This window comes from Cupriavidus sp. 01L43 (genome assembly GCF_056399925.1).
Map to the genome: position 1 here is coordinate 81,409 of NZ_JBFTSH010000006.1, position 14,141 is coordinate 95,549.

Sequence of the window (14,141 nt, forward strand, 5' to 3'; positions counted from 1 at the left end):
CGCAACAGCCCCACGCGGCGAACCGACGGCGGCGCGGCGTCAGGCGCAATCTGCCGGCGCCAGTGAAGGGAAGCGCTGGCCCTCTCCCCCGACCCCTCTCCCGCAAGCGGGCGAGGGGAGCAAACCGTCGGCACTTGGAAATCTCGCCGTTTTCTCCCCTCTCCCTCCGGGAGAGGGGCCGGGGGAGAGGGTCGGCGTCTCGGACGAAGTCCGGCCCGCTCAATCTCCAAACCGACGCGGATCGTACGGTGCGGCGTCGACATACGTCGCGTCCCCGTCGAACAGCTCGGCCAGCAGCCGGGCGGTGGCCGGCCCAAGCGTCAGCCCCTGATGGCCATGCCCGAAATGGAGCCAGAGGCCGGGATGGCGCGGCGCGCGGCCCACCACGGGCAGCATGTCGGCGATGCACGGGCGGGCGCCCATCCACGGCTGCGCCTCCACGGGGGCGCCCAGCCGCACCATCTGCGCGGCGATCTGCTCGGCCCGGCCGGACTGGACCGGCGTGGGCGGTGCGTCGCGATGGGCGAACTCCGCGCCCGTTGTCACGCGCAGGCCCTGCCGCATCGGCACCAGCAGCACGCCGTTCTCGGCGTCCAGCACCGGCTTGGACGGCATCGCCTCGGTCGCATAGTGGCGGTGATAGCCGCGTTTTACGAATAGCGGCAGCCGATAGCCCAGCCGCGTGGTCAGATCCGCCGCCCACGGCCCCAGCGCGATTACGGCCTGCGCCGCCTCGACCTTGCCGTCCTCCGTAGACACCTGCCAGCCCGAACCGCTGGCGCGCAGCGTGGCGGCGTCGCCATGGCAGAAGGTGCCGCCCTGCCGCTCGAACAGCGCGGCATAGCGGGCGACCAGTTCGCCGGGATCGCTCACGGTCCATGGGTCGCGCCAGTGGATGGCGCCGGCCAGCACGTCGCGCAGGGCCGGCTCGGCCTGCTGCAGCGCCGCGCGGTCCAGCAGGGCGTGATCGAGCGCATGGTCGGCGGCCACGGCCGTGGCGTCGCGGGCGGCGGCGTCGAACTCGGCTTCGCTGCGGTAGGCCTCCAGCCAGCCATCGTGGCGGACGAGGTCCTGCGCCCCGGCCCGGGCGATCCACGGCGCGTGTTCATCGAGGCAATGGCGGATCAGCGCGCTGTAGGCCGCCACCGTGCCGGCATAGCGCGCGGGCGCCGAGGCATGCCAGTAGCGGGCCAGTGCGGGCACCAGTGCCGGCAGCGCGCGCAGGTGGTAGTGCACGTCGTTGCCTTGCCCCGTGGCCACGCGCAGCAGCGCCTGCCAGTCGCGGGGGAAGGCGTAGGGCCGCACCGCCTCGCGCTGGAGGATGCCGCAATTGCCGTAGGAGGTGGCCCGGCCCGGCGCCTGCCGATCGACCAGACAGACCGCGTGGCCGCGCTGCTGCAAGGCCAGCGCGGTGGAGACGCCCACGATGCCGGCGCCCAGGACGATGACTGCGGTGGAGGAAGGGTTACCGGGCGCGGACGAATCGGTCATATCGAGAGGTATCTATATAGAGGGGGGGCGGTGTCAGCCACGATTCTGCCAAGGCAGGCCGGGCGGCGGTGCATCCATGATGTGCAATGAATCGAAGACTCGATTGCCGGTTTGGCAATCCATGTCAATCATGGAGATCCCCCATGCCGGTCAGCGAATCAGTCAATTGCTGGAGGAAGGCCCGGGCGGCCTCGGGCAGGTTGCGCTTGGCCAGGGTCTGGATCTCGATATAGCGCTCATTCATCTCGCGGTCGCGCAGTGGCACGGCGGCGATCAGCCCGGCGGCCAGCCGGCTGCGCACGGACACCTCGCCATAGAACGTGATCGCGCCCCCGCCTGCCGCCGCGAACGACACCAGTGAATCAAGGTAATTGCTGGAAAAGATGGTTTCGTAGTTCAGGCCCTGCCGGCTGCAACTGGTGTCCAGCAACTGGCGCAGCGAGCTGTCCGCGGGCGCCAGCGCCAGCGGGTAGGCCACCACCTGCGAGAGCGAGATCTGGCGCTGGCTGGCCAGCGGATGGTCGGGCGCCATGATGGCCAGCACCGGCGCCGGATGGCGCAGCTCCACCTCGATGCTCGGCTCGGGCAGCCCGCTCAGGGTCACGCCGATATCGGCCTCACCGTCGCGAATGCGGCGCGCCACGTCAGCCTGCGGGCAGACCTCGAGATCGAAGCGGATGCCGGTGTGCTGGGCGCGGAACGCCGCCGCGAGCGAGGGCAGGAACTCGTGCGCCAGCCCGGCCACGCTGGCCAGCCGCACCCGGCCGGCGCGCAGGCCGCGCAGGGCCTGGATGTCGCCGGTCACCCGCTCGATGTCCTGTTGCGTGCGCTTGGCGTAGGCGGCCAGCAATTCGCCCGCCGCATTGGGCACCAGCCCGCGTGCGCGGCGGTCGAACAACAGGGTGTCCAGTTCGGCCTCCAGCCGCGCCACCTGCCGGCTCACGGCGGAGGGCGCCACGTTCAGCTTCAGCGCGGCGTCCTTGACCGACCCCGTCCGCACCACTTCCAGGAAGTAGCGGACGGCGGTTTCCTGCAGGGTGCGATACGACATGGAATCTCCGGGATGACACGTGACATCAACGTCGCCAGTCTAGCGAAGATTGCCGATATGGCAATCGAATATTCGAAAGATTGCGCACACCGCAAGCATGGACCGGCTTACGATGAGATCCAACGAAGCCTGTGACGTGTCCTTTCTCTCTACTGCCGGAGCCTGTTCATGCTTTTCCCCGCCCCCCGTCTTTCGAATCGCTTTTCGCGTGGCCGTCGCCTGACGCTGGCCCCCATGGCCGGCGCCCTCGCGCTCGGCCTGGCCAGCGTGGCCGGCACCGCCGCCGCGCAGGGCGGATATCCGACCAAGCCGATCCAACTCGTGATTCCGTTCCCGCCGGGCGGATCCACTGACGTGATCGGCCGCATCGTCGGCCAGAAGCTCGGTGAACGGCTCGGCCAGACCGTGGTGGTGGACAACCGACCCGGCGCAGGCACCATCGTTGGCGCCAGTTTCGTGGCGAAGGCGGCACCTGACGGCTACACGCTGCTGGTTACCTCCGGCACCACCTTCACGGTCAACCCGGCCATCCACGCCAAGCTGCCGTACGACCCGATCAAGAGCTTCGACCCCGTGGCCCAGGTGGGCGTGACCGGGCTGATCCTGCTGGCCAACCGCGACACACCGGCCAACAACCTCAAGGAATACGTGGCGATGGTCAAACCCTCGCCGGGCAAGTATTCCTATGGCTCGTTCGGCGCCGGCACCACGGCGCACTTCGCGGGCGAGGCGCTGCAAACCCTCACCGGCACCAAGATGCTCCACGTGCCATACAAGGGCAGCGCGCCGGCCATGACCGACCTGATCGGCGGCCAGATCCCGTTCAGCATGGACACCGTCACCGCCGCCATCCCGCAGGTGAAGGCCGGCAAGGTCAAGGCGATTGCCGTGACCACGGCCAAGCGCTCGGCCCTGCTGCCGGACGTGCCCACGGTGGCCGAGAGCGGCTACCCCGGCATGGACGCCGCCACGTGGCTCGTCATCGTCGCCCCGGCCGGCGTGCCCGCCGAGGTGAAGGCCAAGCTGGAGAAGACGCTCGGCGAAGTGGTCGCGGACCCCGCCACGCGCCAGAAGCTGATCGACAACGGCTTCGAGCCGACCTACGCCACCGGCGCGCAGGTGGCCGCGAAGATCGTCAAGGAAACGCCCCAGATGCGCGCCATCGCGCGCGCCGCCAATATCCAGGCCGAGTAACCCAACCCTGACGCCTGGCTCCGGAGACAGCATGCCCCTGCAAGACAGCCTGCCGACCTTGTCGGCAGTGGAACTGCGCCGCCTGATCGGCAACAAGGAAATCTCGCCCGTCGCACTGCTCGATGCCTGCATCGCGCGGATCGAGGCCTACAACCCGAAGATCAACGCGATTACGGCCACGGACTTCGAGCGCGCCCGCGAGCAGGCGCGCGAAGCCGAACGCGCCGTGATGCGCGGCGAGCCGCTCGGCCTGCTGCACGGCCTGCCGCTCGGCGTGAAGGATCTGGAGGCCACCGCTGGCCTGCTGACCACCTTCGGCTCGCCGCTGTATCGCGGCAATGTGCCGGCGCAGGACAACGTGCTGGTCGCCCGCCTGCGCGCCGCCGGCGCCATCGTCACGGCGAAGACCAACGTGCCCGAGATGGGCGCCGGCGCCAATTCGCGCAACGTGGTCTGGGGCGCCACCGGCAATCCGTTCAATCCGAATCTCAATGCCGGCGGGTCCTCGGGCGGCTCGGCCGCCGCGCTGGCGGCGGACTTCCTGCCGGTCTGCACCGGCTCGGACACGGGCGGCTCGCTGCGCATTCCGGCCGCAAAGTGCGGCGTGGTGGGCTTCCGGCCTTCGCCGGGGCTGGTGCCGAGTTCGCGCAAGCTGCTGGGCTGGACGCCGATCTCGGTGGTCGGCCCGATGGGCCGCACGGTGGCCGATGCCTGCCTGCAGTTGGCCGCCTCGGCCGGAATGTCGGTGACGGACCCGCTGAGTTACGAGAGCGATCCGCTTGGTTTTCTGGTGCCGGCCAACGTCGACCTGGGCTCGCTGCGCGTGGGCTACACCGAGGACTTCGGCTGCTGCGATGTGGATGACGACATCCGCCAGACCTTCCGCGCCAAAATCGCCGCGATGAAGCACCTGTTCCGCACCTGCGAGCCGGTGGCGTTCGATCTGGGCGATGTACACCGCTGCTTCGACGTGCTGCGCGCCGAGAGCTTCGTGGCCGGCATGCACGACGCCTACACGCGCGATCCGTCGAGCCTGGGGCCGAATACCCGTGCGAATTACGAGATGGGCGCGCGCATGTCGCTGGTGGACAGCGCGTGGGCACAAGCCGAGCAGACGCGCATTTTGCAGCGCTTCCAGGCCGCGTATCGGGACTATGACGTGATCCTGTCGCCGACCACGCCGGTCTCCCCGTTCCCGTGGACGCGCCTCTACGCCGACACCGTGGGCGGCCAGCCGCAGGCCAACTACTACCGCTGGCTGGCGCTGACCTATGTGGTCACGCTGACCACGCATCCGTCGATCGCGCTGCCCTGCGGCACCGACCTCGCCGGCATGCCGTTCGGGCTCCAGGTGACGGGTGGCTTCCGCGCGGACCGGCAGACGCTGGGCGTGGCGCAGGCGATGGAAACCGCCTTCGCCACCTCGCCCGCCCTGCGCCGCCCGGTGCCGGACCTGGCCGCGCTGGCCGCGCCCGAACCGGCGCTGCGCTCCATCGTTACCGATCCGCCGTTGTCCGGCGCGACGGAGCCGGCGCGGGACGTTTCGGCGGTTTGATCGACGATTGACCAGACGATTGGATCGACGCTGCCTCCGCCCGGAGGCAGTCGATCAACTGCTCCGCGCTCGGGGCCTGCCGGCGCTCGCGCAGCCGGATCAGGCCCACGGGCGGCAACGCCACCTCCACGTCCAGCGGCAGCACATGGAAGCGCCCTTCCGCCTCCAGCTGCTGCCCCACCGACCTCGCCACGAACCCTGCCGCGCCGCGCTGGGCGACGAAGGTCGTCACGGCCAGATAGGATGACGATTCCATCACATCGGCAGGCGGCTGCTGGCCGTGCCGGAAAAAGGTCTGTTCGATCTTCACGCGCAACGACGCCCACGGCGGCGGCAGCACGCAGGGCATGGCCGCGAGGTCGGCCCAGTCCGGCCGGGCCTTGCCGGCGAGCGGATGACCGGCGCCGACGATAGCCACCATCGGCTCGTCATAGAGCGGCTCGGTCACCAGATCCGGCGCCGCGTAGGCGGGCTCCAGCCGCCCCACGATCACATCCAGTTCGCTCAGGCGCAGGCGCGGCAGCAGGTGCGTCAGGTCGCCCTCCTCCACCAGCACCGTGGCGCGCGGGGACTGCGTCTTGAGCCGCGTGACGGCGCGCGCCAGCAGCACCGGCAGCGCAGCGCCCATCGACCCCACCCGCACCCGGCCGGCGGCGCCGCTGGCCACGGACTCGATCTCGTCGCGCGTGACCTCGTACTGCGCCAGCACCGAACGCGCGAAGCGCACCAGCGATTCCCCCGCCGGCGTGGGCTCCGTGCCGCGCGTGGAGCGCGTGAAGAGCGTCATGCCCAGCATCTTCTCCACCTCGGCCAGCACCTTGGACACCGCCGGCTGGCTCACCGCCAGGAACTCGGCCGTGCGGCCCAGATGGCGGAATTCGTCCAGCGCCACCAGCAGTTGCAGGTGGCGCAGCTTGATATTGGAGCGCAGCGCGCGGTCGATATGGGCCATCCGGGCAGTCTATCTAACCTTAAGGTTATGAAGCAATGCCATTTCTTGATTGGATTGTTATGACTGACATGCCCACAATGAGGGCATGGCGATGGCAAAGCACCATCGCCCAGAACGCAAACACAAAAGAGACGGAGACAACATGCCACACGGTATCCCCACCGCTTCCCTCATCGCTTCCCCTTCAGAACTGCCGACCAGTCTCGCCCGCCGCCGGCTGTTGCTGGGCGGTGCGGCCAGCGCCGTGGCGGCTGCCACCGGCACCGCCGGGCTGATCCTGCCGAGCGGCGCCCGCGCCGCGGCGGCCTACCCCGAGCGCCCGATCAAGTTCATCTGCCCGTGGCCCGTGGGCGGCACGGCGGACCAGTCGATGCGCGCGCTGTGCCAGGTGGCAGCCGGCCTGCTCGGCCAGTCGGTGGTGGTGGAAAACCAGGCCGGCGCGTCCGGCATGATCGGCACCAAGGCGCTGGCGCGCGCCAACCCGGACGGCTACACCATCGGCCAGATCCCGATCTCCGTCACGCGCTTCTCCCAGCTTGGCATGCTGCAACTGGACCCGCGCACCGAGCTGACCTATCTGGCGCGCACCTCCGGCCAGACCTTCGGCATCGCCGTGCCGGCCAATTCCCGCTTCCACACGCTGCAGGACGTGATTGCCGCCGCCAAGGCGGACCCGGGCAAGCTGACCTATGCGCACGCCGGCATCGGCGGCGCCACGCACGTGGGCATGGAGCAGTTTGCGATGGCGGCCGGCGTCAAGTTCAACGCCATCGCCTACAAGGGCGGCTCGCAGGCGCTGCAGGACGTGCTGGCCGGTCAGGTGGACCTGCTGGCGGACTCCAGCTCGTGGGCACCGCATGTGGAGGCCGGCAAGCTGCGCCTGCTGGCCACCTGGGGCGAGCAGCGCACGCCGCGCTTCGCCAGCACGCCCACGCTCAAGGAGCTGGGCTACAACGTGGTGGTGGAGGCCCCCAACGGCATCGGCGCGCCCAAGGGCCTGCCGCCGGCTGTCGAGAAGAAGCTGCGCGAGGCCTTCCGCGCCGCCGTGGCCAGCAACGAGTTCAAGGCCGTGGCCGCTCGCATCGACGCGCCCGTGATGTACCTCGACGGACCGGACTACAAGAAGTACGTGTCCACGGTCTACGACCAGGAAACCCAGTTGATCCAGCGCCTGAAACTGAAGGAAATGCTTCAGCAGAGCTGACCTGAGCTGATCCCAACGCATTTTTGAACGGCAACGTCCATCGTGAATCCGAACCCCGTCATCCGGCTCCATGCCAACGACAACGTGCTGATCGCGCGCAGCGACCTCACGCTGGGCCAGCGCCTGCCCGACCTGGGCGTGCGCGCCCGCGCGCAGGTGCCGGCCGGCCACAAGATTGCCGCGCGCGCCATTGCCCAGGGCGAGGCCGTGCGCAAGTACGACACCGTGATCGGCGTGGCTGACCGCGACATCGCCGCCGGGGAGCACGTGCACAGCCACAACCTGCGGCTGGTGGACTTCTACCGCGACCCCGAGTTCTGCCGCGACGTGCGCCCGGTGCAGTACGTGCCCGAGGCCGAGCGCGCCACCTTCATGGGCTACGTCCGCCCGGATGGCCGGGTCGGCACGCGCAACTTCATCGGCATCCTGTCCTCGGTGAACTGTTCGGCCACGGTGATCAAGCACATCGCCGCGCACTTCACGCCGGAGCGGCTGGCGGCGTATCCGAATGTCGATGGGGTGGCCGCCTTCGCCCAGAGCAGCGGCTGCGGCATGTCCTCCCCCAGCGAGCATTTCGATGTGCTGCGCCGCACGCTGGCCGGCTACGCGCGCCATCCGAACCTGGCTGGCGTGCTGATCGTCGGGCTCGGGTGCGAGCGCAACCAGGTGGCCTCGCTGGTCGACTCGCAGGGGCTGGTGCCGGGCGAGAACCTCCACACGCTGGTGATGCAGGACACCGGCGGCACGCGCGAAACCATCGCCGCCGGCATCCGGGCGATCGAGGCCATGCTGCCCGCCGCCAATGCCGCCACGCGGCAGCCGGTGCCGGCCAGCCACCTCAAGATCGGGCTGGAATGCGGCGGATCGGACGGCTTCTCGGGCATCACCGCCAACCCGGCGCTCGGCGCGGCCATGGACATCCTGGTGCGCCACGGCGGCACGGCCATCCTCTCCGAGACGCCCGAAATCCACGGCGTGGAATACATGCTCACGCGCCGCGCCGTGACGCCCGAAGTCGGCCAGAAGCTGCTTGACCGCCTCGCCTGGTGGGAGCGCTACACCGCCGGCCACAACGCCCAGTTCAACGGCGTGGTGGGCCACGGCAACCAGCAGGGCGGCCTCGCCAACATCTTCGAGAAATCGCTCGGCTCGGCCATGAAGGGCGGCACCACGCCACTGCAGGCCGTGTACGAGTACGCCGAGCCGATCGATCAGGCCGGCTTCGTCTTCATGGACTCGCCCGGCTACGACCCGGTGGCCGCCACGGGCCAGATCGCCAGCGGCGCCAACCTGATCTGCTTCACCACCGGGCGGGGGTCGATGTTCGGCTCCAAGCCGGCGCCGACGATCAAGCTGGCCTCCAACTCGCCGATGTTCCACCGGCTGGAAGAGGACATGGACATCAACTGCGGCCTCGTGCTCGACGGCGAACTGAGCGTGGCGCAGATGGGCGAGCGGATCTTCGCCCATATCCTGCGCGCCGCCTCCGGCGAATCCACCAAGAGCGAGCTGCTGGGCCTGGGCGACCATGAATTCGTGCCCTGGCATCTCGGCATCGTCAGCTAACCCTTCATCCACCGTCCCCGCACCCATGCTTGATTCCCTCGCTCAGGCGGACCTGTTGCGTTCGCAGAACCTCGTCGGCCAGGAATGGTCCGATGCCCGCGCCGGCCAGCGGCTGGCCGTGACCAACCCGGCCACCGGCGAGGTCATCGCCAGCGTGCCGGACAGCCACGCCGCCGATGCCGCGCTGGCCGCCGAAGCCGCCGCGGCCGCTTTCCCCGCCTGGAGCCGCCGCACCGCCCGGGAGCGCGCGCAGATCATCAAGCGCTGGCACGCGCTGATCCTCGCGCATGAGGCAGATCTGGCCCGCATCATCTCCGCCGAGCAGGGCAAGCCGCTGCACGAGAGCACGGGCGAGGTGCGCTACGGGGCGTCTTACGTCGAATGGTTCGCGGAGGAAGCCACGCGCATCTGCGGCGACGTGATTGCCGAGGCCGTGCCAGGCCGCAAGATGCTGGTGATCAAGGAGCCGGTGGGCGTTGTGGCCGCCATCACGCCGTGGAATTTCCCGCTGGCGATGATCGCACGCAAGATCGCCCCGGCGCTGGCGGCCGGCTGCACCGTGGTGGCCAAGCCGGCCGAGGACACCCCGCTGACCGCGCTGGCGCTGGTCTGGCTGGCCCAGCAGGCCGGGCTGCCGGCGGGCGTGCTCAATATCGTCACGGCTTCGCGCGAACACACGCCGGCCGTGGTGGATAGCTGGCTGGCCGATCCGCGCGTGCGCAAGATCACCTTCACCGGCTCCACGCCGGTGGGCAAGCATCTGGCCCGCGAGTCGGCCGGCACGCTCAAGAAGCTGTCGCTGGAGCTGGGCGGCAACGCGCCGTTCATCGTCTTCGACGATGCCGACCTGGACGCCGCCGTGGACGGCCTGATGGCCGCCAAGTTCCGCAACGGCGGCCAGACCTGCGTGTGCCCGAACCGCGTCTACGTGCAGGACGCCGTGCATGACGACTTCGTCGCACGGCTGGCCGCCCGCGTGCAGGCGCTGCACGTGGGCCCGGCCACCGAGCCGGCCGCGCAGATCGGCCCGATGATCAACGCCCGCGCCGTGGACAAGATCGACCGCCATGTGCAGGATGCCGTCGCCCATGGCGCGCGGGTGGTCACCGGCGGCACGCGCGTGCGCACCGCCGACGGCCCCCACTACTACGCGCCCACCGTGCTCGTGAACGCCACCCCGGCGATGGCGCTGGCCGGCGAGGAAACCTTCGGCCCGGTGGCGCCGGTGTTCCGCTTCCACGACGAGGATGAGGTAGTCCGCCACGCCAACGACACCCCGTTCGGGCTGGCCGCGTACTTCTATTCGAACGATGTGCGGCGCATCTGGCGCGTGGCGCAGGCGCTGGAAACCGGCATCGTCGGCATCAACGAGGGCGCGCTGGCGTCCGAGGCGGCGCCGTTCGGCGGGGTGAAGGAATCCGGCTACGGGCGCGAGGGATCTCGCCACGGCCTGGACGACTACATGCATACTAAGTACCTCTGCCAGGGCCAGCTGCTCTGAGCACCTTGGTCCAAACCGGCCGACCCCATCAAAAGAGGAGATTCCCGATGCCCGCCCACAACCCCTTCAAGGCCGCCCTGGCCGCGCGCCAGGCCCAGATCGGCCTGTGGATGTCCGCCGCCACGCCCTACCTGGCGGAAATCACCGCCACGGCCGGTTTCGACTGGCTGCTGATCGACGGCGAGCACGCGCCCAACGACGTGCGCACCATCCTCCAGACCTTGCAGACGCTGGCGCCCTACCGCTCCCAGCCCGTGGTGCGCGCCGTGGCCGGCGAAACCGCGCTGATCAAGCAACTGCTGGATGTGGGCGCCCGGACCCTGCTGGTGCCGATGGTCGATACCGCCGAGCAGGCAGCGGCGCTGGTGCGCGCCACGCGCTATCCGCCCTTCGGCGTGCGCGGCGTGGGCAGCGCGGTGGCACGGGTGTCGCAGTGGAGCGCGCGCACGGACTACCTCGACATCGCCGATGACGAAGTCTGCCTGCTGGTGCAGGCCGAGACTGTGGCTGCCATGCAGAATCTGGAGGCGATCTGCGCCGTCGATGGCGTGGACGGCGTGTTTATCGGCCCGGCCGACCTGGCGGCGTCCATGGGCCATCGCGGCAAGCCCGGCCACCCCGAGGTGCAGGCGCAGATCGAAACCGCCATGCGCACCATCATCGCCAGCGGCAAGGCGGCCGGCACGCTGACGTCCGACCCCGCGCTCGCGCGCCGCTACCTGGAACTGGGCTGCACCTTCGTCGCCACCGGCGTGGACGTGCTGGTCTATGCCAACGCCGCCCGCAAGCTCGCCGCCGAGTTCCTGCCCGACACGGCCACCGCCGCCGCCACGCGCCCCGGCGCCGCCTACTGATTGCCTGATTGCTGATTGCTGATTGCCAGAATTCCAAGCGATGACCGCCCTGCCCTCTCCCGAAACCATCCTCGCCGCGATGCAAGACATCGTCGGCGCCTCCGGCTGCCTGACTGACGCGGCCGACACCGAGTCGTACGTCACCGACTATCGCCGCCTGTATCGCGGCAAGTCGCCCGTGGTGGTGCTGCCGTCCACGACCGAGCAGGTCAGCGCGGTCATGGCGTGGTGCTACGCCCACGACGTGCCCGTGGTGCCGCAGGGCGGCAACACCTCGCTGATGGGCGGCGCCGTGCCGGACGACAGCGGCACCGCCGTGGTCATCAACCTGCGCCGCATGAACCGCGTGCTGGCCATCGACACGATCAACGACACCATGACCGTGCAGGCCGGCGTGACGCTGGCCGGCGCCCGCGCCGCCGCCGAGGACAGCCAGCGGCTGTTCCCGCTGCGCATCGGCTCGGAGGGCTCCTGCCAGATCGGCGGCAACCTCTCCACCAACGCCGGCGGCACGGCCGTGCTGCGCTACGGCAATATGCGCGATCTCGTGCTGGGCATGGAAGTGGTGCTGCCGGACGGGCGGGTGTTCTCGTCGCTGCGCGGGCTGCGCAAGGACAACACCGGCTACGACCTCAAGCACCTGTTCGTTGGCGCCGAGGGCACGCTGGGCATTATCACGGCCGCCGTGCTGAAGCTGATGCCGCAGCCGCGCGCGTCGGCGGTGGCCTTTATCGCCGTGGAAAGCCCGGACGCCGCCGTGAAGCTGCTCGGCGAAGCGCGCCAGATCGCCGGCCCGGCCGTGACCGCGTTCGAACTGATCTCCGCACCGGCGCTGGAGCTGGTGCTCGAGTACCTGGGCGACACCGCCTCGCCGCTGCCGGAGCGGCACGACTGGATGGTGCTGATCGAACTGACCTCGGGCGCCGACGAGGCCGCGCTGAACGCCACGCTGATGCAGATCCTGGAAAGCGGGCTGGAGCGCGGCTGGGTCAAGGACGCCGCCGTGGCGGCGAGCGGGGCCGACGCGCAGACCTTCTGGCGCATCCGCGAGGAAATCTCGGACGCCCAGACGCGCACCGGCGGCAGCATCAAGTGCGACGTCTCGGTGCCGCTGTCGCGCATCGCCGAATTCATCGGCAGCGCCTCCGCCCGCGTGCTGGCGCTGGAGCCGGCCACGCGCATGGTCATCTACGGTCACATGGGCGACGGCAACGTCCACTTCAACCCGCTCCGCCCCAAGGACCGCAGCGCCGCCGACTTCCTCGGCCAGTGGTACAAGCCCGTCTCGGACCTCGTGGACGGCCTGGCCCACGCCGAAAACGGCTCGATCTCGGCCGAACATGGCATCGGCGTGGCCAAGCGCGACGACCTGCGGCAATACAAGTCCCAGGTCGAACTCGAACTGATGTGGCAGGTGAAACGGGCGCTGGACCCGAAGAATTTGCTGAATCCGGGGCGGGTGCTGCCGGCGTTGGACAGCCCCAAATAAGGAAGGCAGGGAGCCACCCCGCCTTTTTTGCGTTACCGAAGGGCGCCCAGGCGCCCTTTTTTCCGGCTTGGACCGACCTGGGCCGGCTTGCCTTAGCGCGGCTTCTTCGTGTCCTTCATGTCCTGCTTGGCGTCGCCGTATGCGGCCTGGGTGCGGCCGGCCACTTGCTGCGCCTTGCCCTTCATTTCCGTCGTGGTCTTGCCGGTCATCTTGCCGGCGACTTCCTTGGCCTTGCCCTTGGCCTCTTCCACACGGCCCTTCACTTGATCCTTGTTCATGGTGAGGTCTCCATCGGTCAGGTTGAGACAGTCCGCGCCCGGATTCCGGTATCCCGGGGGCACGGCGCTAATGGACAGTGTAGGAAGGCTGGCGCCCGGCGGGTGTAGGACTTCTTCCCAATGGGCTGTCGGCGCGGAACCCGCCTAGACGTCGTCGCTGGCGGCCGGCTGCGTGGACGGGTCCGCGTCGATCCAAACCTTGGTAGACGCCCCCACGCGCGTGAGCCGCATCTGGTAGGCGTAGCGCTCCGGGTGATACAGGCCCACCAGGAACTGCACGGCCCGGCCGTTGCGGTCGCTGGCCACGCGGGACACGCGCAACAGCGGCACGCCGGGTGCGATGCGCAGGATGCGGGCCACGTCCAGGTCCGCCGCCGCCGCGCCCAGCGTCTGCTCGGCGGAGACCACCTCCACGCCGTGTTGCTCCAGCGCCACGAGCATCGGTGTGTCCTGGAGGGTATGGCGATCGATGGCCACGGCGAGGTCGGCGGGCAGGAAGACCTCGGTATAGGCGATGGGATGGGTCTTGAACTTGCGCACCCGCACCACCTTGAGCACCGGCGCGCCGGGCGGCAGGCCCAGCGCCGCGCTGACCCGGGCGGGGGCGGCCATCTGGCGCCATTCGAGCACGGAAACCCGCGTGCGCAGGCTCATGCTGACGATGTTGTCGAGCAGGCCGCCGCCGTGCGACGTGCCCAGCGCGGCGCCGGGCGGGGCCTCGTGGCGCGCGGACGGCACGGTCGGCACCGTCCCCTTGCCGCGCAGCCGGGCCACCAGCCCCTCCTCCTGGAGCCGGGCCAGCGCGGACCGCACCGTCACGCGCGCCACGCCGAATTCCTCGGCCAGCTGGCGCTCGCCCGGCATGGGCAGCCCGCTCTCGTAGAAGCCGGCGCGGAGGCGGTCACGCAGGATCAGGCGAACCTGCTGGAACCGGGGCAGCGTGATGTCGACATCGGGCAACATGGCAGGTGGCTTAACAAAGTGGCGTAACGAACATCTCGCCACG

At 69.6% G+C, this 14,141-nt stretch carries 12 protein-coding genes; 7 read left to right on the top strand and 5 right to left on the bottom strand.

Annotation, left to right across the window (positions count from 1 at the left end):
- Positions 1 to 219 precede the first annotated feature (219 nt).
- Both AC1DP9_RS12695 and AC1DP9_RS12700 read right to left on the bottom strand, forming a co-directional pair.
- Positions 220 to 1,491, bottom strand: coding sequence for an NAD(P)/FAD-dependent oxidoreductase (locus tag AC1DP9_RS12695; protein ID WP_477107539.1), 1,272 nt, complete (start codon positions 1,489 to 1,491; stop codon positions 220 to 222).
- Between the two features lie 124 nt (positions 1,492 to 1,615).
- Positions 1,616 to 2,542: a LysR family transcriptional regulator gene (locus AC1DP9_RS12700; RefSeq protein ID WP_092301484.1), complete on the bottom strand. Its 927-nt coding sequence runs from the start codon at positions 2,540 to 2,542 to the stop codon at positions 1,616 to 1,618.
- A 234-nt stretch (positions 2,543 to 2,776) separates the two neighbouring features.
- Between AC1DP9_RS12700 and AC1DP9_RS12705 the strand changes: the two genes are divergently transcribed.
- The gene (locus AC1DP9_RS12705; RefSeq protein ID WP_092301487.1) at positions 2,777 to 3,736 is read left to right on the top strand and encodes a Bug family tripartite tricarboxylate transporter substrate binding protein; all 960 of its coding nucleotides are present in this window, start codon (positions 2,777 to 2,779) and stop codon (positions 3,734 to 3,736) included.
- Positions 3,737 to 3,767: 31 nt separating this feature from the next.
- Positions 3,768 to 5,291, top strand: coding sequence for an amidase (locus tag AC1DP9_RS12710; protein WP_092301490.1), 1,524 nt, complete (start codon positions 3,768 to 3,770; stop codon positions 5,289 to 5,291).
- Here AC1DP9_RS12710 and AC1DP9_RS12715 read toward each other — a convergent pair.
- Positions 5,233 to 6,243 carry a LysR substrate-binding domain-containing protein gene (locus AC1DP9_RS12715; RefSeq protein ID WP_441592534.1) on the bottom strand — a complete coding sequence of 337 codons (1,011 nt, stop codon included), beginning with the start codon at positions 6,241 to 6,243 and terminating at the stop codon, positions 5,233 to 5,235. The genes AC1DP9_RS12710 and AC1DP9_RS12715 overlap by 59 nt on opposite strands.
- Positions 6,244 to 6,385: 142 nt before the next feature.
- On the opposite strand from AC1DP9_RS12715, the gene AC1DP9_RS12720 reads away from it, so the two are divergent.
- From AC1DP9_RS12720 to AC1DP9_RS12740, 5 genes are read left to right on the top strand one after another with little or no spacing between them, the layout of a single operon-like run.
- On the top strand, positions 6,386 to 7,447 hold the full coding sequence (locus AC1DP9_RS12720) for a tripartite tricarboxylate transporter substrate binding protein (protein WP_454757644.1): 1,062 nt from the start codon (positions 6,386 to 6,388) through the stop codon (positions 7,445 to 7,447).
- A gap of 42 nt (positions 7,448 to 7,489) precedes the next feature.
- Complete coding sequence (locus tag AC1DP9_RS12725; protein WP_477107540.1) at positions 7,490 to 9,013, top strand: UxaA family hydrolase; 1,524 nt, start codon at positions 7,490 to 7,492, stop codon at positions 9,011 to 9,013.
- Positions 9,014 to 9,038: 25 nt separating this feature from the next.
- Positions 9,039 to 10,514: an NAD-dependent succinate-semialdehyde dehydrogenase gene (locus AC1DP9_RS12730; RefSeq protein ID WP_477107541.1), complete on the top strand. Its 1,476-nt coding sequence runs from the start codon at positions 9,039 to 9,041 to the stop codon at positions 10,512 to 10,514.
- A gap of 47 nt (positions 10,515 to 10,561) precedes the next feature.
- Complete coding sequence (gene hpaI, locus AC1DP9_RS12735; protein WP_477107542.1) at positions 10,562 to 11,368, top strand: 4-hydroxy-2-oxoheptanedioate aldolase; 807 nt, start codon at positions 10,562 to 10,564, stop codon at positions 11,366 to 11,368.
- A 40-nt stretch (positions 11,369 to 11,408) separates the two neighbouring features.
- A complete protein-coding gene (locus tag AC1DP9_RS12740; protein WP_477107543.1) occupies positions 11,409 to 12,857 on the top strand; it encodes an FAD-binding oxidoreductase in 1,449 nt (482 codons plus the stop codon).
- Between the two features lie 92 nt (positions 12,858 to 12,949).
- Here the strand turns inward: AC1DP9_RS12740 and AC1DP9_RS12745 are convergent, their stop codons facing one another.
- Together AC1DP9_RS12745 and AC1DP9_RS12750 are read right to left on the bottom strand one after the other, a co-directional pair.
- On the bottom strand, positions 12,950 to 13,135 hold the full coding sequence (locus AC1DP9_RS12745) for a CsbD family protein (RefSeq protein WP_092301512.1): 186 nt from the start codon (positions 13,133 to 13,135) through the stop codon (positions 12,950 to 12,952).
- Between the two features lie 144 nt (positions 13,136 to 13,279).
- Complete coding sequence (locus AC1DP9_RS12750) at positions 13,280 to 14,098, bottom strand: GntR family transcriptional regulator (RefSeq protein WP_441592528.1); 819 nt, start codon at positions 14,096 to 14,098, stop codon at positions 13,280 to 13,282.
- Between the last annotated feature and the right edge of the window lie 43 nt (positions 14,099 to 14,141).

What these genes read in the sequence shown, in the direction of transcription:
- AC1DP9_RS12720 (WP_454757644.1), top strand. Translation starts at nt 6,386, where the DNA reads ATGCCACACGGTATCCCCACCGCTTCCCTCATCGCTTCCCCTTCAGAA.
- AC1DP9_RS12745 (WP_092301512.1), bottom strand. Translation starts at nt 13,135, where the DNA reads ATGAACAAGGATCAAGTGAAGGGCCGTGTGGAAGAGGCCAAGGGCAAG.
- AC1DP9_RS12705 (WP_092301487.1), top strand. Translation starts at nt 2,777, where the DNA reads ATGGCCGGCGCCCTCGCGCTCGGCCTGGCCAGCGTGGCCGGCACCGCC.
- AC1DP9_RS12750 (WP_441592528.1), bottom strand. Translation starts at nt 14,098, where the DNA reads ATGTTGCCCGATGTCGACATCACGCTGCCCCGGTTCCAGCAGGTTCGC.
- AC1DP9_RS12730 (WP_477107541.1), top strand. Translation starts at nt 9,039, where the DNA reads ATGCTTGATTCCCTCGCTCAGGCGGACCTGTTGCGTTCGCAGAACCTC.
- AC1DP9_RS12740 (WP_477107543.1), top strand. Translation starts at nt 11,409, where the DNA reads ATGACCGCCCTGCCCTCTCCCGAAACCATCCTCGCCGCGATGCAAGAC.
- AC1DP9_RS12695 (WP_477107539.1), bottom strand. Translation starts at nt 1,491, where the DNA reads ATGACCGATTCGTCCGCGCCCGGTAACCCTTCCTCCACCGCAGTCATC.
- AC1DP9_RS12710 (WP_092301490.1), top strand. Translation starts at nt 3,768, where the DNA reads ATGCCCCTGCAAGACAGCCTGCCGACCTTGTCGGCAGTGGAACTGCGC.
- hpaI (WP_477107542.1), top strand. Translation starts at nt 10,562, where the DNA reads ATGCCCGCCCACAACCCCTTCAAGGCCGCCCTGGCCGCGCGCCAGGCC.
- AC1DP9_RS12700 (WP_092301484.1), bottom strand. Translation starts at nt 2,542, where the DNA reads ATGTCGTATCGCACCCTGCAGGAAACCGCCGTCCGCTACTTCCTGGAA.
- AC1DP9_RS12715 (WP_441592534.1), bottom strand. Translation starts at nt 6,243, where the DNA reads ATGGCCCATATCGACCGCGCGCTGCGCTCCAATATCAAGCTGCGCCAC.